General features: G+C 72.4%; 18 protein-coding genes. 16 read left to right on the plus strand and 2 right to left on the minus strand.

All coding sequences use genetic code 11. The features are described 5' to 3' along the window. Positions 1-76 precede the first annotated feature (76 nt). The 7 genes from AB0M43_RS24755 (at position 77) to obgE (ending at position 9,575) form a co-directional block, all read left to right on the plus strand. Complete coding sequence (locus AB0M43_RS24755; protein WP_363728555.1) at positions 77-2,044, plus strand: TIGR03960 family B12-binding radical SAM protein; 1,968 nt, start codon at positions 77-79, stop codon at positions 2,042-2,044. Between the two features lie 49 nt (positions 2,045-2,093). After that, positions 2,094-2,840: a TIGR03936 family radical SAM-associated protein gene (locus AB0M43_RS24760; protein WP_363728556.1), complete on the plus strand. Its 747-nt coding sequence runs from the start codon at positions 2,094-2,096 to the stop codon at positions 2,838-2,840. Positions 2,841-2,987: 147 nt separating this feature from the next. Next, positions 2,988-6,284, plus strand: a complete 3,297-nt coding sequence (locus AB0M43_RS24765) for an Rne/Rng family ribonuclease (protein ID WP_363728145.1) — start codon at positions 2,988-2,990, stop codon at positions 6,282-6,284. 375 nt (positions 6,285-6,659) lie between these two features. Next, complete coding sequence (locus tag AB0M43_RS24770) at positions 6,660-7,190, plus strand: hypothetical protein (protein WP_363728146.1); 531 nt, start codon at positions 6,660-6,662, stop codon at positions 7,188-7,190. A 253-nt stretch (positions 7,191-7,443) separates the two neighbouring features. Further along, positions 7,444-7,758 (plus strand): 50S ribosomal protein L21, encoded by a 315-nt coding sequence (gene rplU / locus AB0M43_RS24775; RefSeq protein ID WP_363728557.1) that lies wholly within the window; start codon positions 7,444-7,446, stop codon positions 7,756-7,758. Positions 7,759-7,766: 8 nt separating this feature from the next. Then, the gene (rpmA, locus tag AB0M43_RS24780; RefSeq protein ID WP_197007296.1) at positions 7,767-8,036 is read left to right on the plus strand and encodes a 50S ribosomal protein L27; all 270 of its coding nucleotides are present in this window, start codon (positions 7,767-7,769) and stop codon (positions 8,034-8,036) included. An 87-nt stretch (positions 8,037-8,123) separates the two neighbouring features. Then, positions 8,124-9,575 (plus strand): GTPase ObgE, encoded by a 1,452-nt coding sequence (gene obgE, locus AB0M43_RS24785; protein WP_363728147.1) that lies wholly within the window; start codon positions 8,124-8,126, stop codon positions 9,573-9,575. A 100-nt stretch (positions 9,576-9,675) separates the two neighbouring features. Here obgE and trpS read toward each other — a convergent pair whose 3' ends face one another. After that, a complete protein-coding gene (gene trpS, locus AB0M43_RS24790) occupies positions 9,676-10,635 on the minus strand; it encodes a tryptophan--tRNA ligase (RefSeq protein WP_363728148.1) in 960 nt (319 codons plus the stop codon). Positions 10,636-10,823: 188 nt separating this feature from the next. Between trpS and AB0M43_RS24795 the strand changes: the two genes are divergently transcribed. Next, entirely contained in the window at positions 10,824-11,579 is a 756-nt protein-coding gene (locus AB0M43_RS24795) for an RNA methyltransferase (protein ID WP_363728149.1), read from the plus strand. Then, entirely contained in the window at positions 11,572-14,040 is a 2,469-nt protein-coding gene (pepN, locus tag AB0M43_RS24800; protein WP_363728150.1) for an aminopeptidase N, read from the plus strand. Before AB0M43_RS24795 ends, pepN begins: the two co-directional genes overlap by 8 nt. Here the strand turns inward: pepN and AB0M43_RS24805 are convergent. Continuing rightward, positions 14,037-15,824 (minus strand): DUF5107 domain-containing protein, encoded by a 1,788-nt coding sequence (locus tag AB0M43_RS24805; protein ID WP_363728151.1) that lies wholly within the window; start codon positions 15,822-15,824, stop codon positions 14,037-14,039. The two genes, pepN and AB0M43_RS24805, sit on opposite strands and share 4 nt — an antisense overlap. A gap of 24 nt (positions 15,825-15,848) precedes the next feature. Here AB0M43_RS24805 and nadD point away from each other — a divergent pair, with 24 nt between their 5' ends. The 7 genes from nadD to AB0M43_RS24840 all read left to right on the plus strand — a co-directional run. After that, positions 15,849-16,448, plus strand: a complete 600-nt coding sequence (gene nadD / locus AB0M43_RS24810) for a nicotinate-nucleotide adenylyltransferase (protein WP_363728152.1) — start codon at positions 15,849-15,851, stop codon at positions 16,446-16,448. 73 nt (positions 16,449-16,521) lie between these two features. Next, the gene (gene rsfS / locus AB0M43_RS24815; RefSeq protein ID WP_363728153.1) at positions 16,522-16,965 is read left to right on the plus strand and encodes a ribosome silencing factor; all 444 of its coding nucleotides are present in this window, start codon (positions 16,522-16,524) and stop codon (positions 16,963-16,965) included. Beyond that, on the plus strand, positions 16,965-17,624 hold the full coding sequence (locus AB0M43_RS24820) for a histidine phosphatase family protein (protein WP_363728154.1): 660 nt from the start codon (positions 16,965-16,967) through the stop codon (positions 17,622-17,624). Before rsfS ends, AB0M43_RS24820 begins: the two co-directional genes overlap by 1 nt. A 150-nt stretch (positions 17,625-17,774) precedes the next feature. Continuing rightward, on the plus strand, positions 17,775-18,017 hold the full coding sequence (locus tag AB0M43_RS24825) for a hypothetical protein (protein WP_363728155.1): 243 nt from the start codon (positions 17,775-17,777) through the stop codon (positions 18,015-18,017). Between the two features lie 158 nt (positions 18,018-18,175). After that, the gene (locus tag AB0M43_RS24830; RefSeq protein WP_363728156.1) at positions 18,176-19,033 is read left to right on the plus strand and encodes a DegV family protein; all 858 of its coding nucleotides are present in this window, start codon (positions 18,176-18,178) and stop codon (positions 19,031-19,033) included. 1,084 nt (positions 19,034-20,117) lie between these two features. After that, complete coding sequence (locus AB0M43_RS24835; protein WP_363728157.1) at positions 20,118-20,822, plus strand: ComEA family DNA-binding protein; 705 nt, start codon at positions 20,118-20,120, stop codon at positions 20,820-20,822. Then, the coding region (locus AB0M43_RS24840; RefSeq protein ID WP_363728158.1) for a DUF4131 domain-containing protein at positions 20,819-21,634 on the plus strand (816 nt) is incomplete at its 3' end. The genes AB0M43_RS24835 and AB0M43_RS24840, both read left to right, overlap by 4 nt.

The raw sequence follows: 21,634 nt of genomic DNA on the forward strand, positions 1-21,634 counted from the left end.
AAGTCGCGTCGGGCGGCGCCCCATACACTGGATCGTTATGAGCACGATCGGGCACGGCCAGCGAGTAGAGGGTGCGATGAATGAGCGAGGCATCACGGAGCGTGACAACGTGAGCGTCGAGTCCGTCTTCCCCCGGCTCGAGGCCCTGTTGCCGAAGGTCCAGAAGCCGATCCAGTACGTGGGCGGCGAGCTGAACGCGGTGGTGAAGAACTGGGAGGACACCGTCGTCCGGTGGGCGCTGATGTACCCGGACGCGTACGAGGTCGGCCAGCCCAACCAGGGCGTCCAGATCCTCTACGAGGTGCTCAACGAGCTCCCCGACGTGCTCGCCGAGCGCACCTACTCGGTCTGGCCGGACCTCGAGAAGCTGATGCGCGAGCACAAGGTGCCGCAGTTCACCGTCGACGCGCACCGTCCGCTCGGCGCGTTCGACCTGTTCGGGGTGTCCTTCTCCACCGAGCTCGGCTACACGAACCTGCTGACGGCGCTCGACCTGGCCGGGATCCCGCTCGAGGCCCGCGACCGGGACGAGACCCACCCGGTGCTGGTCGCCGGCGGGCACGCCGCGTTCAACCCGGAGCCGATCGCCGACTTCATCGACGCCGCCGTGCTCGGCGACGGCGAGGAGGCCGTGCTGGAGATCACGGAGATCGTCCGGGCCTGGAAGCTGGAGGGCTGCCCGGGGGGCCGCGACGAGCTGCTGCTGCGTCTCGCGCGCACCGAGAGCGTCTACGTGCCCAAGTTCTACGACGTCGACTACCTGCCCGACGGCCGGATCCAGCGGGTCGTGCCGAACCGCGCGGACGTCCCGTTCCGGGTGCACAAGCGCACGACGATGGACCTCGACGCCTGGCCGTACCCGAAGAAGCCGCTCGTGCCCCTGGCCGAGACGGTCCACGAGCGCTACGCGGTGGAGATCTTCCGGGGCTGTACCCGGGGCTGCCGGTTCTGCCAGGCGGGCATGATCACCCGCCCGGTGCGCGAGCGGAGCATCACCACGATCGGCGAGATGGTCGACAACGGGCTCAAGGAGTCCGGCTTCTCCGAGGTCGGGCTGCTGTCCCTGTCGTCGGCCGACCACTCCGAGATCGCCGAGGTGGCCCGGGGCCTGGCCGACCGGTACGAGGGGCAGAACGTCGGCCTCTCACTGCCCTCGACCCGGGTGGACGCCTTCAACGTCGAGCTGGCCGACGAGCTGACCCGGGGCGGCAAGCGCTCCGGTCTGACGTTCGCGCCGGAGGGCGGCTCGGAGCGGATCCGGAAGCTGATCAACAAGATGGTCACGGAAGAGGACCTGATCCGGACCGTGGTCACCGCGTACAAGGGCGGCTGGCGCAACGTCAAGCTGTACTTCATGTGCGGGCTCCCCACGGAGACCGACGAGGACGTCATGCAGATCGCCCGGCTCGCCAAGAACGTGATCCAGGCGGGCCGCGAGGCGACGGGTACCCGGGACCTGAAGTGCACCGTGTCGATCGGCGCGTTCGTCCCGAAGCCGCACACCCCGTTCCAGTGGGCGCCGCAGGCCGACGTCGAGACGGTGAACCGCCGGCTCAAGGCGCTCAAGGCCGCCGTCGTCGCGGACAAGTCCATCGGCCGGGCCGTCGGCGTCCGGTACCACGACGGGGAGCCGTCGATGGTCGAGGGCCTGCTCTCGCGCGGCGACCGGCGGGTCGGGGCCGTGATCCGTAAGGTGTGGGAGCAGGGTGGCCGGTTCGACGGCTGGTCGGAGTACTTCTCCTACCGGCTGTGGATGGACTCGGCGGCCGAGGTGCTCCCCGGATTCGGGCTGGACGTGGAGTGGTACACGACCCGGGAGCGCGGCGAGGCCGAGGTGCTGCCGTGGGACCACCTGGACTCCGGGCTCGACAAGGAATGGCTCTGGCAGGACTGGCAGGACGCGGTCAACGAGGTCGAGGTCGAGGACTGCCGGTGGACCCCGTGCTTCGACTGCGGCGTCTGCCCGACGATGGACACCCAGATCCAGATCGGCCCGACCGGTAAGAAGATGCTGCCGCTCATCGTCAAGCAAGTTGTTGGATAAGGGGCATACCATTAGCAAGCGTCGTCAACCGGACAACCCGCAGGCCCCCATCGTCCAGCGGGTCCGGCTCCGGTACGCCAAGCGCGGCCCGCTGCGCTTCATCTCGCACCGCGACTTCGCCCGCGCCTTCGAACGGGCGCTCCGCCGGGCCGAGGTGCCCATGGCGTTCTCCCAGGGCTTCAGCCCGCACCCCAAGATCTCCTACGCGTCCGCCGCCCCGACCGGGGTGGCCAGCGAGGCGGAGTACGTGGAGCTCGGGCTCCAGCGCGAGGTCGACCCGGCGGAACTCGTCCGGGCGCTGGACTCCGTGCTGTCCCCCGGGATCGACGTGCTCGACGGGGTCGTGGCGACTGCCGGTACCACCCTCGCCGACCGGATCGACGCCTCTCTCTGGCGGATCGAACTACCCGGAGTGACCCGCGTCGATGCGGAGGCCGCGGTGGCGTCTTTCCTCGCCGCGGAGACCATCGAGGTCGAACGCCTGATGAAGCAGGGAATGCGCAAGCTGGACGCCCGGGAGCCGGTCGTTTCGATGATCATCTCGCAGGTCAGCGAGGTTGATCCGGCACCGTGTGTGATAATCGAACTCGTCGTACGACATGTGACACCGTCCGTACGACCCGACGATGTGTTGAGTGGCCTGCGCGTGCTAGCCGGCCTGGAGCCATCGGAACCGCCCCGCGCGTTCCGGTTGGCACAGGGCGCGCTCACCGGGCAGGGCGACATTGTTGATCCGCTCGAGGCGGATCGCACGACCATCGGCGGAGAGCGCGGCGTGGAGACCGTCTCCGCGTAGCGCCGGCCGTCAATCGTGACGGGCCGGGTCAATCGACCCGGTTGGCCAGACTTCGGCGACTCGCCCCTCGAGCCGCCGCGAACAGCGTCCGACCCTGAGTGGCAGCGTTCTCGCGCCCGGGGTACGGCAGAACTGGAGAACACCCGGATGCTCGACAACGAGCCGACGGGCGGTACCGAGGCGGGCGTTCAGCCCACCACCGAGACCGCCGCAGATACAGAGTCCACCACCCGTCGCACCCGTGCGCCGCGCAAGAAGGCGGTGAAGGCCGCCGCTCCCGAGGCGACGGTCGAGGTGACCGACGACCAACCTGCCGAGGTGGCCAAGCCAGCCCGGCGTACCCGGAAGAAGGCGGTTCCGGCCGCTGCCGCTTCCGTGCCCGACCCGACCACGTCGGACGCGTCCGTGCAGGTCACGGCCGAGGCCGCCCCGATCGTGCCCGCTCCGGTCGCCGAAGCACCGGTGTCCGCCCCGGTCGCCGTCGCGCGTCCGGTGGAGGTCGACGAGCACGTCGAGACCTTCCTGCCCGAGCCCGCCCGGTACGAGTCGACCCAGGTCCGTGAGCGTCGTCGGGCCACCCGCCCGGCCGGCGCGCCCGCCCCGGTCTTCCGGGACCCCGAGCCGGTCGCCGCCGCCCCGGTGCCCGTCGCCGTGCCGACCCCGGTCGCCAGCGAGGCCCCGGTCGTCGTCACCGCCGACGCGGTCGAGCGTCCGACCCGCCGGGCCACCCGTCCGGCCGGGGCGCCGACCCCGGTGAAGCGGGACACCGTCGCCGAGGTTCCGGCCGCGCCCGCCGCCGAGACGCCCGCTCCGGCCCCGGCCGCCGAGGTGACCGAGCGCCGGACCCGTCGGGCGACCCGCCCGGCCGGCGCGCCGACCCCGGTGACCCGCGAGCCCGCCGCCGAGGAGTCCGTCTCCGCCGAGCCCGTCGCGGAGGAACCCGCCCGCCGCACCCGGACCCGGACCAGCCGCGCCGCCAAGCCGGTCGTCGTCGAGCCCGTGGTCGAGCCCGTCGAGCTGGACCTGGACGACGAGGACGACGAGGTACTCGAGGACGTCGTCGAGGCGGTCGTCGAGCCGGAGCCGGAGCCGGAGAAGCCGACCGGTCGCCGTCGCCGTGGTGCCGCCGCCGCCGCGACCGTGCTGTTCATGCCGCCGGAGCCCGTCGTCACGCCGGCCCCCGTGGCCGCGCCCGCGTCGTTCTCCCCGTTCGAGGTTCCCGCCGCCGCGCCGTTCGCGGTGCCGGAGCCGGTGACCCGCGACGCGCGGTCCGACGACGAGGACGAGGACGAGGCCCCCACCGGCCGGCGCCGCCGTACCCGTCGCGGTGCCGCCGCCGTCGAGGACGAGGCCCCCGCCGACGAGGTCACCGAGGCCGCCGAGGCGGAGGAGACCGACGAGGACGACGAGGACCACGACTCGCCCGAGAGCCGGCGCAACCGCCGCCGCCGTGGCCGCCGTGGCCGGGGCCGGGGCAAGGGCGGCGCCGACGACTACGACGAGTCCGAGGACGAGCCGACCGCCGAGTCCGAGTCGGAGCCGGAGGAGGCCGAGGAGGACGAGGAGACCTCCGACACCGAGGTCGCCGCCGACGGTTCGCTCCGTCGCCGCCGCCGGTCCCGCCGCCGCCGGGGCTCCGGCGACGCCGAGACCAGCGACGACCCGAACGTCGTCGTCAAGATCCGCGAGCCGCGCAGCGCCGTGGACGAGGTGCAGGGCGTCTCCGGCTCCACCCGCCTGGAGGCCAAGCGCCAGCGCCGCCGGGACGGCCGCGAGCAGCGCCGGACCCGTCCGCCGATCCTCACCGAGGCCGAGTTCCTGGCCCGCCGCGAGGCCGTCGACCGCGTGATGGTCGTCCGCCAGCTCGGCGACCGGACCCAGACCGCGGTGCTGGAGGACGGCATCCTGGTCGAGCACTACGTGGCCCGCGCCTCGCAGTCGACGATGGTCGGCAACGTCTACCTCGGCCGGGTGCAGAACGTGCTCCCGAGCATGGAGGCCGCGTTCGTCGACATCGGCCGGGGCCGCAACGCCGTGCTGTACGCGGGCGAGGTCAACTGGGAGGGCGCCGGCCTGTCGGGCCGTGGCCGTTCCATCGAGCAGGCCCTCAAGCCGGGCGACTCGGTGCTCGTCCAGGTCACCAAGGACCCGGTCGGGCACAAGGGCGCCCGCTTGACCAGCCACATCGCGCTCTCGGGCCGGCACCTGGTGTACGTGCCGCACGGCAACGCCAGTGGCATCAGCCGCAAGCTCTCCGACATCGAGCGCAAGCGGCTCCGCGACATCCTCAAGCACCTGGTGCCCGAGGAGGCCGGCGTCATCGTGCGCACCGCCGCCGAGGGCGCGAGCTCCGAGGAGCTGGAGCGCGACGTGACCCGGCTGCAGGCGCAGTGGGAGACGATCGAGAAGAAGGCGAAGTCGGGCAGCGCCCCCGTGGCCCTGTACGAGGAGCCCGACCTGGTGATCCGGGTCGTCCGTGACCTGTTCAACGAGGACTTCCGCGAGCTGGTCATCGAGGGCGAGGACGCCTGGGAGCAGGTGGAGCCGTACCTGGCCCACGTGTCCCCGGACCTGGTCGACCGGCTCCGCCGGCACACCGGGACCGTGGACGTCTTCCAGGCGCTGCGGATCGACGAGCAGATCATGAAGGCGCTGGACCGCAAGGTCTTCCTGCCGTCGGGTGGCTCGCTGGTCATCGACCGCACCGAGGCGATGACGGTCGTGGACGTCAACACCGGCAAGTTCATCGGGCACGGCGGGAACCTCGAGGAGACCGTCACGAAGAACAACCTGGAGGCGGCGGAGGAGATCGTCCGCCAGCTGCGGCTGCGCGACATCGGCGGCATCATCGTGATCGACTTCATCGACATGGTGCTGGAGTCGAACCGCGAGCTCGTGCTGCGCCGTCTGACCGAGTGCCTGGGCCGGGACCGGACCAAGCACCAGGTCACCGAGATCACCTCGCTGGGCCTGGTCCAGATGACCCGCAAGCGCATGGGTCAGGGCCTGCTCGAGGCGTTCAGCGAGCAGTGTGACTGCTGCAAGGGCCGGGGCCTGATCATCCACACCGAGCCGATCATGGACGGCGCGCAGGGCGGCGGCGGCCACGCGGGCCGGGGCGGCAACAACGCTCCGGCGGCGTCCGCTCCCGCCTCCGGGGGCGACGAGCCGCGCGAGGGCAAGAAGAGCCGTCGCCGGCGGGGCAAGGGCGAGTCGTCCGAGGCCGAGCCGGCCGCCGACGACACGGCCGAGTCCGCCGACGCGCCCGAGCCGGTGCTGGTCGGTGCGGTCTCGGCCGCCGGTTCCACCCCGACGATCACGGTGCGGGCCAGCGACGACGACCCGGACGCGGCGGTCGAGTCCGACGAGGGTGCCGAGGGTGCCGAGGGTGCCGAGGGCGGTCGCCGCCGGCGGCGCAGCTCCTCCCGGCGGCGCGGCAAGTAACGACGCGTGACGGTGGCCCTGGCGAAAACGTCAGGGCCACCACTTTTTTGGGTACGGGGGGCCGCGCAGTCGGGGCGTGCGCGCCGTGGTGCCGGGGCGCGCGCATCACGGTGCCCGGTGCGGTCGCGTCGCGGTGTCCGGGTGCTGCCACCGAGGTGGCTGGGGGTGGTCGCGTCGCGGTGCCCGGGGCGTGCGCGCCGGGGTTCCCCGGACGGCCGCGTCGCTGTGCCCGGTGCGGCGCGGAGTCGTACCCGGAAAGGTGCTCTTCCGCCTGAACCGGACTATGGTGCGGTAACGAAGGCTCCGGCCCCGCCGGGTCGGCCGGTCCGGGTGGGTATGGTCGGCGTCACACCCCCGAACGATGGAGCACGAATCATGCGTCTCTTCCGTGTCACCGCGGTCCTGGCCGTGGCGGTCGCCCTCAGCGCCGGCTGCGGTTCGGCGAAGAAGCCCGACCCGGTGGCGAGTCCGGGGGCGACGCCCGGCGCCAGCGCGTCCGGAGCGGCCCCGGGCGGCACCGCGAGCCCCGGGAGCACCGGGGGCGGGGCCGAGGGCGCGTCGGACAACACGAAGGCGGCGTGCGCGGCCACCAAGACGGCCGTGCAGGGCGCGATGGCGGACATGAAGACGCCGCTGACCCAGATGGTCGAGGCGGGCGTCAAGGGCGACGAGGCGGGCAAGAAGGCGGCCGGGGAGAAGCTGAAGAAGCTGTTCCAGGACACCGCCACGAAGGTGGAGGCCCAGGCCAAGGTCGCCACGGACGCCAAACTGAAGAAGGCCCTGACCGACATGGCCGGTTCGTACCGGACGGCGGGCGACCAGTTCGCCACCGGCAAGGAGGACGCCCTCGCCGACCCCAAGTTCGACGCGGCGGCCGATGTCTACGTCGAGGTCTGCGGGGCGTAGGCTGGGCCTCGGTGCGCGCCGCCCCGCCTGTTGTTCCAGGTGAGGGGGCCCACACGGGGCCGATTTGAGGCCCGGTGCTCCTGTGAAGTACCCTTGCCTACGGCGCATCTAGGTGCGCCACGTTCTCGCGTGTCCCCGGTGCGGTAGGCAGCCATCGCCCGCGAGAAGCCGTGAGACCAAGCAAGAGCGATGTCCGAAACGCCGCAGGCACATGTCAGTAGTCAGCGGCTGCCACAGCGAGGAGACCTGCGTCATGTACGCGATCGTCAAGACCGGCGGCAAGCAGTACAAGGTCGCTGAGGGCGACGTGATCGAGGTTGAGAAGCTCGTGGGCGCGCCCGGCGACACTTTCACTCTGCCTGCGGTCCTTCTGGTCGACGGTGCCGAGGTTACGACCGACGCCGCGAAGCTGTCCGGCGTCGCCGTGACCGCCGAGCTCGTCGCCCACACCAAGGGCCCGAAGATCCGGATCCACAAGTTCAAGAACAAGACCGGCTACCACAAGCGGCAGGGTCACCGTCAGCCGCTGACCCAGGTCAAGGTCACCGGCATCAAGAGCGGGAAGTAGGCGCCGACATGGCACATAAAAAGGGTGCGTCAAGCTCGCGGAACGGGCGTGACTCCAACGCCCAGCGGCTCGGCGTCAAGCGTTTCGGTGGCCAGCTGGTCTCCGCCGGCGAGATCCTGATCCGCCAGCGGGGCACCAAGTTCCACCCGGGTGACCTGGTCGGTCGCGGTGGCGACGACACGCTGTTCGCGCTGTCGAGCGGCCACGTGCTGTTCGGCACCAAGCGCGGTCGCAAGACCGTGAACATCGTGCCGCTGGAGACCGCAGCAGCCGCGTAGCTTGTAAGCGTCGAAGGACGGGCCAGAGTTCTTTCTGGCCCGTCCTTTCAGTTTTTTTGGGTTACTTTCAAGACATAAGGAGGCGCTGTGGCCACGTTCGTAGACCGGGTGGTGCTGCACGTGCAGGCCGGCAACGGCGGCCACGGCTGCGCGTCCGTCAAGCGTGAGAAGTTCAAGCCGCTCGGCGGCCCCGACGGCGGCAACGGCGGGCACGGCGGCAACGTCATCCTGAAGGTCGACCCGCAGGTGCACACGCTGCTCGACTTCCACTTCAAGCAGCACGCCAAGGGCGGCAACGGGCAGCCGGGCCAGGGTTCGTACAAGGACGGGGCCAACGGTTCTGACCTCGTGCTGCTGGTGCCGGACGGCACCGTCGTGCACTCCGCCACCGGCGAGGTCCTGGTCGACCTGGTCGGCAACGGCACCGAGTTCGTGATCGCGGAGGGCGGGCGCGGCGGCCGGGGCAACGAGTCCCTGGCCAACAGCAAGCGCAAGGCCCCCGGCTTCGCGGAGCTGGGCGAGCCGGGCGAGGCGCACGAGGTGGTCCTGGAGCTCAAGAGCGTCGCCGACGTCGGCCTGGTGGGGTATCCGAGCGCGGGCAAGTCCTCGCTGATCGCGGCCCTGTCGGCGGCCCGGCCCAAGATCGCGGACTACCCGTTCACGACCCTGGTGCCGAACCTGGGCGTGATCCGGATCGACGACAAGACGTTCACGATGGCCGACGTGCCGGGGCTGATCCCGGGCGCGGCGCAGGGCAAGGGCCTCGGGCTGGAGTTCCTCCGGCACATCGAGCGCACCGCCGTCCTGGCGCACGTCATCGACTGCGCGACCCTGGAGCCGGGCCGTGACCCGCTCTCCGACATCGACGCGCTGGAGCACGAGCTGTCGGAGTACGGCGGGCTGGCCGACAAGCCCCGCCTCGTCGTCCTGAACAAGATCGACGTGCCGGAGGCCCGCGAGCTGGCCGACCTGGTCCGCCCGGAGATCGAGGCCCGCGGCCTGCGCGTCTTCGAGGTCAGCGCGGCGACCCGCGAGGGCACCAAGGAGCTGACGTACGCGCTGGGCACCATCGTCGCCGACCACTGGGCCAGCCAGCCCACCCCGGAGCCGACCCGGATCATCCTGCGCCCGAAGGCCGTCGACGACACCGGCTTCACGGTCGAGGTCGAGGAGGACGGCACGTTCGTCGTCATCGGCCAGCGGGTCCAGCGCTGGGTCCTGCAGACCAACTTCAACAACGACGAGGCCATCGGCTTCCTCGCGGACCGGCTCGCCCGGATCGGCGTCGAGGACGCGCTGGTCAAGGCCGGGGCCAAGCCGGGCGCGCCGGTGCGGATCGGCACCCGCGAGTTCGACTGGGAGCCCACCGTCTACGCGGGCATGGACGTCTCGCCGATCGGCGGCCGGGGCACCGACGCCCGGATGGAGTCGTCGGACCGCAAGCGGGCCCACGAGCGCAAGGAAGAGCGCAACCTGCGCCGGGTCCGGGTCGAGGGCGACACGGACGGCGACTTCGAGGTCCAGGAGTTCGAGGTCTAGAGACCAGACGGGTACGACCTACCCGCACGACCACGTCCCGGAGACCGCCGCCCAGTGCGGCGGGTTCCGGGACGTCGTCGTGTGTGGCGCCTTGGGCTGTTCAGTCGATGAGGCCGATCGCGGCGCGGGCCCGGGTGACCGTCAGGTAGGCCGTGTCGCGGGCCCGCTTCGCCCCACCCAGCAGCGCCTGGCGGACCTCGGCCGGGTCCAGGGCCGCGTACCGGTCCTGGATCGGGGTCACCGTGGCCACCACCGCGTCGGCCACCGCCGCCTTGAGCTCGCCGTACCCGGTGAAGGTGCCGGCCAGCTCGCGCGGGTCCCCGGACGTGCACGCCGCGAGGATGGTCAGCAGGTTGGCCACCCCGGGCTGCTCCTCGGGATCGAACCGCACGATCCCGACCGTGTCGGTCACGGCGCGCATCACCTTGCGGCGGATCACCTCGGGCGGGTCGATCAGCAGGATGCTGCCGTGGTCGGTGGAGTCCGTCTTGCCCATCTTGCGGGTCGGGTCGCCGAGGTCCTTGATCCGCGCGCCGACCAGCGGGGCGACGCCGACCGGCACGGTGAACGTGGTGCCGTACAGGGAGTTGAACCGGTGGGCGACGGTGCGGGTCAGTTCGAGGTGCTGGAGCTGGTCCTCGCCGACGGGTACCAGGTCGGTGTCGTGCAGCAGGATGTCGGCGGCCATCAGTACCGGGTAGGTGAGCAGGGAGATCCGGGAACCCGTACCCCCCTTCTCCTTGAACTGGATCATGCGGTGCGCCTCGCCGTAGTGCGTGACGCACTCCAGCAGGTAGTGCAGTTCGGTGTGTTCGGGCAGGTGGGACTGGGCGTAGAAGCAGGCCGGGTCGACGCCGCTGGCGAGCAGCAGGCCGGCGCACTCCATCGTCAGCGCGCGCAGCTGGCCCGGATCGTGCCGCACGGTCATGGCGTGCAGGTCCGCGATGATCACGGTCGTGTCGCTGTCGTCGCGGCGGGCGGCGATCGGCCGGACCGCGCCGAGCAGGTTGCCGAGGTGCAGGTGCCCGGTGGGCTTGAAGGCGGTGAGCAGTCGGGGCATGTCGGTCTCCAGGTGAGGAAGGCCCCGAGGGTGCACGACAAGAACGGCCGCCCCATCGGGGCGGCCGCGTCGTTGTGTGCGCGTAGGTCTAGGACCGCCCGGTCAGGGCAGCCACCAGTTCAGGTTCGACGAACGCACGGGTCGACCGTAGCAGGGCCGGCGGACCGGCCGGAAGTAGAATCCTCCGAATGGCCGCATCCCCGAGGGACAGATTCATCACCGTGTACGGGCGGATGCCCGTCCTGGAAGCCCTGCGCGACTCGACGCTGGAGATCGAGAAGATCGTGATCGCCGAGAACGCGTCGGGCCGCTCGCTGGACGAGATCCGGGACCTGGCGAAGCGCTACCGGGTGCCGGTGGAGTTCTCGACCCCCTCGCGGGTGAAGTTCCTCGCCGGCAACGGCAAGCACGACCAGGGCGTCATCGCCGACATCGTGGCGCGCCGGATGGGCCGGCTGGAGGAGTTCCTGGAGTACCAGGGCGACCGGCCGGCGAAGCTCTTCGTCCTCGACGGGGTGACGAACCCGAGCAACGTGGGCATGATCCTGCGCTCGGCGACGGCCGCCGGGCTGGACGGGGTGGTGCTGCCCCGGGCCGGTACCCCGCACGTCGGGCCGCTGGTCATCAAGGCCTCGGCGGGGGTGGCGTTCTCCGCGCCGATCCTGAACTCCGACACCGCGACCCAGGCGGCGGACCTGCTGCGCGCGGCCGGGTACACCCTCTACGGGCTGTCGGCCGACGCGCCGGCCTCGCTGTTCGACGCGTCGTTCGACCCGCGCAGCGCGTTCGTGCTCGGCGGGGAGACGGACGGCCTGTCGGTGCCGACCGATCGGCAGGTGGCGATCCCGATGTGGGGCGGCGTGGAGTCGCTGAACGTGGCGGCGGCCGCCTCGGTCGTCTCGTTCGAGATCGCACGCAGGGAGATAGGGTCGACCGGTGCCTAGTCTGACGCGTACCGAGGCCGCCGAGCGCGCCGCCCTCCTCACCGTTCGTGCCACCGATGTCGCGCTCGACCTGACGACCGGTGACACGGAGTTCCACTCCACGGCCACGATCCGGTTCTCCGCCACCCCCGGCGCGAGCACGTTCGTGGACGTCAAGCCGGCCACCCTGCGGTCGGCGACGCTCAACGGCCGGGTGCTGGACCTGGCCGCCTTCGTCGACGAGCGATTGGCGCTGACCGACCTGGCCGCCGAGAACGAGCTGGTCGTCGTCGCGGACATGCTCTACTCGCACGAGGGCGAGGGCCTGCACCGGTTCGTGGACCCGGCCGACGGCCAGGTGTACCTGTACGGGCACAGCTTCATGGACGCCGCGCCGCGCTGGTTCGCGTGCTTCGACCAGCCGGACCTCAAGTCGCCGTACACGTTCACGGTGAAGGCCCCCGAGGGCTGGCTGGTGCTGGGCAACCAGGCCGCGACGCTGGAGAGCGACGGGCTGTGGCACCTGGCGGAGACGAAGCCGCTGTCGACGTACTTCGTGACCCTGATCGCCGGGCCGTACCACGCGGTGCGCTCCGAGCACGACGGCATCCCGCTGGGGCTGTACTGCCGCCAGTCCCTCGCGCAGTACCTCGACGCCGACGCCGAGGAGCTGTTCACGGTCACCGGCCAGTGCTTCGACGAGTTCCACCGGCTGTTCGACGTGCGGTACCCGTTCGGGAAGTACGACCAGGTGTTCTGCCCCGAGTTCAACGCGGGCGCGATGGAGAACCCGGGCTGCGTGACGTTCCGCGACCCGATGATCTTCCGGGGCGCGGTGACCGACAGCGAGCGCGGCCAGCGGGCCATGGTCGTGGCGCACGAGATGGCGCACATGTGGTTCGGCGACCTGGTCACGATGACCTGGTGGGACGACCTGTGGCTCAACGAGTCGTTCGCCGACTACCTCGGCCACCGGGTCACCGCCGACGCGACCCGGTTCCACGAGTCGTGGACGGCGTTCGCGGTCCGGGACAAGACGTTCGGGTACGCGGCCGACCAGCGCCCCTCCACCCACCCCATCTCGGGCGAGGTGCCCGACGCGGCGGCCGGCCTGCTGAACTTCGACGCGATCTCCTACGCCAAGGGTGCCTCCGTGCTCCGCCAGCTCGTGGCCACCATCGGCGACGAGGCGCTGCTCGCGGGCCTGAAGGAGCACTTCGCCCGGCACGCGTACGGCAACGCGGAGCTCCGGGACTTCCTGGACGCGCTGTCGCAGGCCAGCGGCCGGGATCTGGCCGACTGGGCGAAGGTGTGGCTCACCGAGGCCAACGTGAACACCCTGCACCCGGAGATCACGGTCGCCGACGGCGTGATCACCGCCGCCGCGATCCGGCAGACGGCCGCCGACACCCACCCGGTGCTGCGCCCGCACACCCTCGACGTCGGCCTGTACGCCGAGCACGCCGAGGTCGTCCGGGTCGAGATCGCCGGGGAGCTCACGGCCCTGCCCCAGCTCGTGGGCCGGCCCGCCCCGAAGGTGGTGCTGCTCAACGACGGCGACCTGACCTACGCGAAGATCCGGTTCGACGAGCGGTCGCTGGCGGCGCTGCCCGAGGTGCTGCCGAAGCTGTCCAGCCTGAACCGGGCCATGGTCTGGGGCGCGCTGTTCCAGGCGGTGCGCGACGGCGGGCTCTCGGCTGTCGGGTACGCGGACGTGGTCGCCGGGGCCGTGGCCGCCGAGTCCGAGGTCACCACGCTGACCGAGCTGCTCCGGATCGCCCGCTCGCACGTCGTCGACGTGTACTGCACCGCCGAGGAGCGCCCGGCGGTGCTCGCCAAGCTGGCCGCCGCGTACCGTTCGCTGCTCGCCGACGCGGAACCGGCCAGCGGGCGCGCGCTCGCCGCGTTCCGGGGCCTGATCGACGTGACCACCGACGTACCGCAGCTGCGCGGCTGGCTCGACGGCCTGGGCGTGCCGGCGGGCCTGGTCGTGGACGTGGAACGCGGCTGGCAGATCCGGCTCCGGCTCGCCGTCCTCGGCGCGCTGTCCGGCGCCGAGCTGGACGTGGCCGCCGCCGCCGACCCGAGCGCGCACGGCCAGGCCAGCGCGGACCAGTGCCGCTCGGCCCGGCCCACGCCCGAGGCCAAGCAGGCCGCGTGGGAGGCGCTGATGACCGACGGCGGCCTGTCCAACTACACGGTCTGGTCGCTGGCGGAGGGCTTCTGGCAGCCCGAGCAGCACGAACTGACCGCGCCCTACGTGGCGCGGTACTTCGCCGAGCTGCCGGCGGCCGGCGCGCTGCGGTCGTTCCAGGTGCTGGAGAAGCTCGCGAACCTGCTGTACCCGCGCTACGCGGTCGACGCGGAGACGCTGCGGCTGACGGCGGACCTGCTCGGCGGGCCCGACCTGGCCCCGCCGGTGCGGCGCGCGGTGGTGGACCGGTCCGACGACCTGCGGCGGGCGCTGGAGGCCCGGGGCTAGACGGCCCCGGGTCCGCCGGAGGCCCCGGGCTGGGCCGACATCCGGAAGTCGTACTCCGGCGGGAGCGGCACCTCAGGGTGCGTCTCCCGCCAGAGTTCGTCCAGGGACGTCTCGCCCTCGCGCAGGTTCGGCACCACCAGCCCCCGGGCGAACACCCCGGCCGCGCGGGTCCGGTCGCCGAGCGCGAGGGCGGCGCGCAGTTCCAGCAGGTCCAGGCGGCCGTGCGTGCGCGGTTCGACCAGGTCCAGGGCCGCTGCGGGCCGGCCGGCGGCGAGCAGCGCGTCCCCGGCCTCGACCCGCAGCTGCCAGCAGTCGGGGGCCAGGGCGACGGCCAGCAGGTAGAGGTCCGGGTCGGCGGTGAGGTGGCCGAGCGCGCGGAGCGCCCACGCGGTCGGGCCGGCGGCGACCGACTGCCGCAGGGCCGCCGTCGCGCCCTCCGGGTCGTTCTGTGCGCGGATCAGGCCGATGTGGTACCAGGTGTGCCAGTCCCCGTCCCCGGACCGTTCGAGCAGGTCCAGCCAGTACGGGGTGTGCTGCGGGGCGGCCGGGGGCTCGCTGGGCGGCAGGTGGCCGGTGTCGCGCAGGGTCTGCCAGGGCAGCTGGTCGGGGCCGAGGGCGCCGGGGAACGCCCCTTCGAGCACGCCCCAGCCGGAGCCCTCGTGCAGCTTCGGGCCCGGGGCGTCCCACCAGCGGGGCCAGTCGGCGAGCCGGGCGCGGAGCACCCCGAAGTCGAGCTGGTCGGAGATGGCCGCGCGGGCGGCGTCCCAGCCGTGGTGCACGTCGGCGGCGACCGGCCCGTAGCTCTCCACCCAGGCGAAGGTGTCCCCGGCGGGCAGCGGCACGTGGTCGAGCTGGGTGCGCGCGAGCCCGGCCTGGATCTCCGCGTACCCGCCGCCGAGCCAGTCCTGCCAGTGCCGCCCGCCGGGGGAGTCGCCCCAGACGAACAGCTTGCGCCCGGTGACCGGCCTGTACCCGTCCTCGCCGGCCGGCAGGGCCGTGGACTGCTGGACCAGGCCCCGGCCGTCGTCGCCGACCGCCGCGATCCACGGCTCGTCGGTGTCCAGCCGGAAGAAGTAGTCGGCGGCGCGGGTGGCCTCCGCCGGGTAGCTGTAGTCGTGGCCGTCGTGCACCGGCGCGTCGATGAGGGTGAGGCCGCCCGTGTAGTCGTAGCGGTAGCTGTGGTCGGCGGGGGCCAGCACGCGGCCGTCGAGGGGGACGGCGATGTTGGACCACCAGTACACCCCGATGGCCTGGTCTGTGGGGTTGGTGATCCTGACGTGCGCGAACAGCCGGTGCGAGCCGGGCGGCAGGCAGAGATCCAGCTGGTACGGCGTGCCGCGCCCCCGCTCGAACTCCCACAGCCGCAGCACCGGCCCGTCGGCGGTGTCCACCCGGGCGGCGTGCACCGGCGCGCAGGTCAGGGGCGTGTGCCCGGTGGTGCCGATGTTCCACTCGACCCCGCCGGCGCACCAGGCGTCCCGGAGCCCCAGGTTGCCGGGCCGCACGACGGGGTTGCGGTGCAGCAGTTCGGTCCACGGACCGCCCGGGGAGCCCCGGTGCTCCAGCGACCACAGCCGGCCGCCGAGGTCGAGGGCGACCGTGGCCCGGAGGTGCTCGTTCTCCAGCACCGCGACCCGCAGCGCGCCCGGCCGCAGCTCCCGGCCGTACCCGTCCTGGGTCGGGTACGGGTAGTGCCCCGGCAGCCCGGGCAGCGCCGGCAGCGGCGAGTCCGGACCGAGCCCCGCTGTGGGCAGCGTCATGTCGGCGATAGTGAGCTCGGTCATGCCTCCGGACTCTAGGCTCCGGTGATGGAGCCTGTGAAGAGAAGGATCGGGATCATGGGTGGCACGTTCGACCCGATCCACCACGGTCACCTCGTCGCCGCCAGTGAGGTCGCCGACCGGTTCGCGCTGGACGAGGTGATGTTCGTACCGACCGGAAAACCGTGGCAGAAATCGGGCGCGCCGGTGAGCGCCGCCGAGGACCGCTACCTGATGACGGTCATCGCCACGGCCTCCAATCCGCGGTTCCACGTCAGCCGGGTGGACGTCGACCGGCAGGGTCCCACGTACACCGTTGATACTCTTCGCGACCTTCGTGCGCATTTCGGGGCGGATGTTGATCTCTTCTTCATCACCGGGGCCGACGCGCTGGACAAGATCCTGTCGTGGAAGGACACGGCGGAGATGTTCGAACTGGCCCACTTCATCGGCGTCACCCGCCCCGGCTACGAACTCAGCGACGCGCACCTGCCGGACAAGTCCGTGAGCCTCGTGGAGGTGCCCGCGATGGCGATCTCGTCGACGGACTGCCGGGCCCGGGTGGCCGTGGGCAAGCCGGTCTGGTATCTCGTCCCCGACGGTGTGGTGCAGTACATCGCCAAACGCCGCCTTTACGAGTGGGAGTAAGTCGGGGTCGCGTGCGAGACTGGGATGTTGAGTCTGGCGAGCGTGTCGGATTGGTTAGGACAAAAGGAGCATCGTGACTGCATCTGAGCGCGCCGTGGAGATCGCCCTCGCCGGCGCACAGGCCGCGGCGGACAAGAAGGCCGAGAACATCTCGATCATCGACGTCAGCGACCACCTGGTGATCACCGATGCCTTCCTGATCGCGTCCGCCCCCAACGAGCGCCAGGTCCTCTCCATCGTCGACGCGATCGAGGAGGCCCTGCTCAACCTCCCCGACAAGGCCAAGCCGGTCCGGCGCGAGGGCGGCAACCCGTCCGGTCGCTGGGTCCTGCTCGACTTCATCGACGTCGTCGTGCACGTGCAGCACAACGAGGAGCGCGAGTTCTACGGCCTCGACAAGCTGTGGAAGGACTGCCCCATCATCGAGTTCCAGGACCGCGACCTGGCCGAGGAGGGCGACGACCGCGACCCGGCCGCGCAGCGCGACCTGACCGAGCAGCTCGTCGAGTCCGAGTAGTGGCCCGGCTGATCCTCTGGCGGCACGGCCAGACCGAGTGGAACTCGATCGGGCGCGTGCAGGGCCACGCCGACATCGACCTCGACGAGACCGGCCACGCCCAGGCCGCCACCGCCGCCGAGCTCCTCGCCGCCCTGGGGCCAGCCAAGATCGTCTCCAGTGACCTCAGCCGGACCGTCTCCACGGCCCGGCACCTCGCCGACCTCACCGGGCTGCCGATCGCCGTCGACCCCCGGCTCCGGGAGCGCTCGTTCGGCGACTGGGAGGGCCTGACCAACGCCGAGATCGCCGAACGGCACCCCGAGTCCTGGGAACTGTGGACCACCGGCCAGCCCCTGCACGGCCACCGGATCGAGAACTACGACGACGTCGCCGTCCGGATGGGCGCCGCGCTCACCGAGGCCGTCGCCGACTGCGACGGCCTCGTCGTCGCCGTCACCCACGGCGGGTCCGCGCGCCGCGCGCTCGCCACGCTCATCGGCGTGCCCGGGTTCGCCGAGGCGATCGGCGGCCTGTACAACTGCCGCTGGACGGAACTCCGCCAGCGCGGGGGCACGTGGAAACTGCACGCCCACAACGCCGGCGAACCCGTCGGCGCGAACCCGCCCGGCCAGGGCGCCCAGGAATCCGGGAACCGGACGCGCCCCGCGCACGTCTGAGGCCGTATGAGACGCGTCGGTGTGCTGGTCGGAGCCCTGCTGATCGTGGCGGGGTGTGCTTCGCCGTCCTCCCCTGGGGACTCCCCGTCGCCGACCCCCTCGCCGTCGCCGTCCCCCCGAGTCTCCGTCTCTCCTTCAGGAGGTCCCACCGTGAAGCCCTCCGGCGCGCCCACCAAGGGCGAGATGACCCTCACCGGGACCGTCACGGACGGCGCCGAACAGGGCTGCGTCCTGCTGCGGACCTCCGCCGGGGTGTACCTGCTGCTGGGCGGCGACCGGACCCTGATCCGGGAGGGGAACACCGTCACCGTGCGGGGGCGGGCCGATCCGGATCTGCTCACGACGTGCCAGCAGGGGATTCCGTTGCACGTGCTCGAGGTGCGCGCGGGCTGACGCGCGCGGCGGGGACGGGGCTAGGCCCAGCGGGGGCCGGGCTGCTGCCGCCGGGACCCCGTACCCGATGACAGGGTTTGTTCTTCGGGGTGGGTGACGGTGGCCTCGCTCCCGCTCCACCGCGCCTCGCCGGGCGCCCGGGGGGCTAGCCTGAGGTGATGTCCCGTCGACGCGTCGCGGTGGTCACCGACTCCACCGGCTGTTTGCCCCCGGCCCTGGTCAGCCGCCACAAGATCACCGTGGTCCCGCTCTACGTGCTGCTGTCCGGCACCGAGGGCCGCGAGGGCATCGACGTGACCTCGGCGGACGTGGCGGCGGCGCTCGGCGCGCGACGCTACACGGCCAGCACCTCGCGGCCGAACCCGGACGAGTTCGCGGTCGAGTACCGCCGACTGCTCGACGCGGGCGCCCCCGGCGTGGTGTCCGTGCACCTGTCCGCCAAACTCTCCGGCACCTACGAGTCCGCGCTGCTCGCCGCCCGCGAGTTCGGCGACCGGGTCCGGGTCGTCGACGCCGGCAGCACCGGCATGGGCCTCGGCTTCGCGACCCTGTCCGCCGCCCGGTCCGCCGCGACCGGCGCGACCCTCGCCGACGTCGTCGCCGCCACCACCGACACCGCCGCCGAGACCAGCACCTTCTTCTACGTCGACACCCTCGAGTTCCTCCGCCGCGGTGGCCGGATCGGGGCCGCGTCCGCGCTGCTCGGCACCGCCCTGGCCGTCAAGCCCATCCTGCACGTCGAGGGCGGCGAGGTCGTGGTCCAGGAACGGGTCCGCACCGCCTCCCGGGCCCTCGCCCGGCTGATCGACCTCGCCGTGTCCGTCACCGACGGGGCGGTCGACGTCGCCGTGCACCATCTGGCGGCACCCGACCGGGCGGCGGGGATCGCCGACCAGATGCGGGAGCGGCTGGGGGAGCGGCTGGGGGAGTTGTACACGACCGAGGTGGGGGCGGTGGTCGCGGCGCACGTGGGGCCGGGGTTGATCGGGGTGGTCGTCAGCCCCCGAAACCCCTGACCCCATTTTCTGGGTACTGGTCGGTTCGGCGCGTTTACGGATATCTGGTCGGGGCGGCGCTCGGTGTGGCCTGGTCGCGGACTATCGCCTGGGGTGGTCGGCGGGGCTGTGTGCCTGTGTGGGACCGGCCGCCGCTCGGTCGCTGGGCCGCTCGGCCGCGTAGGTCGGCTCGGGGTGCTGATGGTGCCGGCGGTGCTGACGGTCGGCCGCTGGGCCGCTAGGTCGGCTCTTGCGACAGTTGGTGCTGGGGTGCTTACGGCGTCGGCGGGTAGCCCGGGGATCTGGGGTGAGGTGAGCCGGGTGGATCCGTCCAGGTCGCGCCGGAGCACGTCGCGTCGGTCGCGGATGGGCCCGAGCTGGGTGGGGTTATCCACAGGGTGGGTGGTTATCCACAGGGGAACCGCCGGGGCGGTCGGCGGAACCTAGCTTTTCGTGCGTGCCTACCGAACCTCCCGTCTGGGCCGACACGGTCCGCGCCCGCCTGAACCGCCTCGCCGCCCCGGGCCCGGCGACCCTCCTGTCCGGATCGGACAGCGGGGAGCCCCCGCCCTCCGGCATCGAGCGGGTGCCTCCGGAAGACCCCGTCGCGCGCATGTCCCAGGACTTCGGGCGCGGACACCCGGGGCGGTATCCGCGCATGTCGTCCGGTGTCGAGCACGGGTTGCCCGGGCGGTACCCGACGGAGCCGTTGCTGACGGTCAGTGCGCGCCGGTCGCCCGAGGAGCCGGGCGGGCCGGTGGTGACCGTGCACGCCTCGGCGCTCGCCCGGTGGGCGCCGATGGACCCTGTGGTGGAGCAGGGCGGATGGGGCGCGGCCGGTGACGGGTGGTCCCGGGCGGAGGGTTCGCGGGGCGCGGATCCCCGGCGGGAGCGGATCGAGGGCGACGTGGTTGCGGACGGCGCCGGGTTCCGGGTTGCGGACGGTGCCGGGTCTCGGGTTGTGGATCGTGCCGGGTTCCAGGTTCCGGACGCTGCCGAGTCGCGGGATGCGGACCCTGGTGGGTCGTGGGTTCCGGACCCTGCCGGGTCTCGGGTTGCAGACGGCGCCGGGTTCCGGGTTGCGGACGATGCCGGGTCTCGGGTTGTGAATCGTGCCGGGTTCCGGGTTGCGGAGGATCCGGGCCGGTTCCGGCGTCCTTCGGGTTCCCGCGAGGTCGAAGGGCCGGACGACGCGCCGGACGACGGGTTCGACCCGCTGGCGGGTACCCCTCTCCTGGAGCGGTTGAGGATCGATCCGGGGCGCCGGGGGGTGCGCGCGCTCGCCGCCGTGGTGCTCCTCGTCGCGGTCGGGGCCGCCGCCGTGGCGTACTGGAACCGGCCCGAGCCCACCCCGGTCGCCCCGGTCCGGGCGGCGGGCAGTCCGTCCCCGACGGCCGGGGGCACCCTCGTCGTGGCCGTGACCGGGAAGGTGCGCAGGCCCGGCCTGGTCCGGGTGGCGGCGGGTTCCCGGGTCGCCGACGTCGTGGACGCGGCCGGCGGCGCGCTGCCCGACGTGGATCTCGGCGCGCTGAACCTGGCCCGCAAGGTCACCGACGGCGAACTGGTCGTGGTCGGCGGCCCGGCCCCCGTGGCGGCGGGCGTGCCGGGCGCACCGGCCGGCAAGGTCAACCTCAACACCGCCACGACCGCCGAGCTCGACGTCCTGCCCGGGGTGGGCCCGGTGACTGCCCAACGCATCATCGAGTACCGGACCGCGCACGGCCCCTTCGCCGACGTCTCCGGGCTCCGGCACGTGGACGGCATCGGCGACGCCCGGTTCGAGCAGCTCAAGGACCTGGTGACGGTGTGACCGCCCCGGTGGACGGCTTCCCGGTCGGGTCGGCTGGATCCGGAGGGCGGGCCGGGCGGCACGACCTGCGGCTGGGCGGCGCGGCGCTCGGTACCTGGCTGATGTCCTGGGCGGCACTGAGCCTGCCCTGGTGGGTCAGCGCGCTCGCCGCCGCCGGGGCCCTGGTCGCCTGCGCGGGGCTGTGCCGGAGCCGTGCGCGGGCCGCGACCGTGCTGACCGCCGTCCTGCTCGGCGTGGCCTGCGGCGGCCTGGCCACCGCCGGGCGCACGGTCACCCGGGACAGCCCGGCGGTGGAGAAGGTGATCCGGGGCCGGGTACCCGTACCGGTGGAACTCGTCGTGTCCGACGACCCCCGGCTGATGCGGAGCGGTCGGGGGTATGTGCTCGCCGCCGACCTGGTCCACATCGCGGGCTCCGCGGGTCGGGTCGTGGCCTCGGGAGGCCGCGCCGACGGTTCACCGGTACCCGTCGGTTCCTGGGGTGGAGTGTCGTCCTCCGGAGTGGACGGACCGCCGGTCGGCCTTGTCCTGGACTCCGCCGGTCCGGGCGACGGGTCTCCCGCAGTGTGGCGCCGCGCCGGACCGACGGTGGTCGACGGGTCCGGTGATGCGGGTGCGCTTGACCTGGCCGGCGGCGTCGGGGCGCGTGACCTGGACTGGGGCGTCGGCGTGCCTGTCCTTAACGGTGGCGCCGCCGTGCGTGACCTGGCCGGTAGCGCCGTGCATGGCCTGAACGATGGTGCCGGCGTGCGTGGGCTGGCCGAAGGCGCCGCCGTGCATGGCCTGAACAACGGAGGCGCCGCGCGTGAGCTG

It is taken from the genome of Longispora sp. NPDC051575 (assembly GCF_040681875.1).
In the GTDB taxonomy this organism is placed as follows: Bacteria; Actinomycetota; Actinomycetes; order Mycobacteriales; family Micromonosporaceae; genus Longispora.

Coding starts and splice junctions, on each gene's coding strand:
- AB0M43_RS24755 (WP_363728555.1), top strand. CDS start 77: ATGAATGAGCGAGGCATCACGGAGCGTGACAACGTGAGCGTCGAGTCC.
- AB0M43_RS24765 (WP_363728145.1), top strand. CDS start 2,988: ATGCTCGACAACGAGCCGACGGGCGGTACCGAGGCGGGCGTTCAGCCC.
- AB0M43_RS24770 (WP_363728146.1), top strand. CDS start 6,660: ATGCGTCTCTTCCGTGTCACCGCGGTCCTGGCCGTGGCGGTCGCCCTC.
- rplU (WP_363728557.1), top strand. CDS start 7,444: ATGTACGCGATCGTCAAGACCGGCGGCAAGCAGTACAAGGTCGCTGAG.
- rpmA (WP_197007296.1), top strand. CDS start 7,767: ATGGCACATAAAAAGGGTGCGTCAAGCTCGCGGAACGGGCGTGACTCC.
- trpS (WP_363728148.1), bottom strand. CDS start 10,635: ATGCCCCGACTGCTCACCGCCTTCAAGCCCACCGGGCACCTGCACCTC.
- AB0M43_RS24795 (WP_363728149.1), top strand. CDS start 10,824: ATGGCCGCATCCCCGAGGGACAGATTCATCACCGTGTACGGGCGGATG.
- AB0M43_RS24805 (WP_363728151.1), bottom strand. CDS start 15,824: ATGACCGAGCTCACTATCGCCGACATGACGCTGCCCACAGCGGGGCTC.
- nadD (WP_363728152.1), top strand. CDS start 15,849: ATGGAGCCTGTGAAGAGAAGGATCGGGATCATGGGTGGCACGTTCGAC.
- AB0M43_RS24830 (WP_363728156.1), top strand. CDS start 18,176: ATGTCCCGTCGACGCGTCGCGGTGGTCACCGACTCCACCGGCTGTTTG.